1 protein-coding gene is annotated in these 957 nt (G+C 28.2%); it reads left to right on the top strand.

Going from position 1 to position 957, the window contains the following annotated elements; genetic code table 11:
- The coding region (locus tag TY07_RS17025) for a transposase (RefSeq protein WP_042403118.1) at positions 1-957 on the top strand (957 nt) is incomplete at both ends.

Genomic DNA, 957 nt, shown 5'->3' with positions numbered 1-957 from the left:
GGATCATTCAACATTTGCAAGGTTTAGAAGTTTACATTTTGCTCCATGTGCTGAAAAAATCTTAACAGAAGTAACCAATTTTCTTTATAAAATTGGGGAAATATCAGGTGAATCTATATTTATTGATGGTACTAAAATAGAAGCTTGTGCTAATAAATATACTTTTGTTTGGAAGAAAGCTATTACAAAAAATATGGCTAAACTATTAACTAAGATAGCCGACCTTGTAAAAGAGTGTGAAGAATTTTATGGCATTAAATTAATTTATAAGGATAAAGTACAAATGAAGCATGTAAAGAAGCTTAGGAAAAAACTTTATGAGTTAAAAAAATTAGAAGGAATAGAATTCGTCCACGGATGTGGTAAGAGAAAAACTACTTTACAAAAGTCTATAGAAAAGCTTGAAGAATATCTTTTAAAATTTAAAGAATACAATAAAAAGGTATACACTTGCGGCAATAGAAATAGTTATTCAAAAACAGATGCTGATGCTACATTTATGAGAATGAAAGAAGATGCTATGAAAAATGGACAACTTAAACCAGCTTATAATGTGCAGCATGGTGTTGATGCTGAATATATTACGTGGCTTACTGTTGGTAATCAACCAACAGACACAACTACATTGATACCATTTCTTAAAGGGATGGAAGAAAATTTGAATTTTAAATATTTAAAAATAGTTGCTGATGCTGGATATGAAAGCGAAGAAAATTACTCATTTATTGAAGATAATAATCAAATAGCTTTTATTAAACCTGCTAATTATGAAATATCTAAAACAAGAAAATACAAGAATGACATTAGTAGAATAGAGAATATGGACTACGATGCTGAGAGTGATTTATTTATATGTCAAAATGGTAAAAAACTAAAAATGTCAGGCACAAAATTTGTAAAATCTAAAACTGGATATAAAAGTGAAAAAACAATTTATATATGTGAGGATTGTAGTGA

Origin of the sequence: Clostridium saudiense (assembly GCF_000577815.1) — a bacterium.
Taxonomy (GTDB): domain Bacteria; phylum Bacillota; class Clostridia; order Clostridiales; family Clostridiaceae; genus Clostridium; species Clostridium saudiense.
This window is presented reverse-complemented; position numbering and strand designations above follow the sequence as displayed.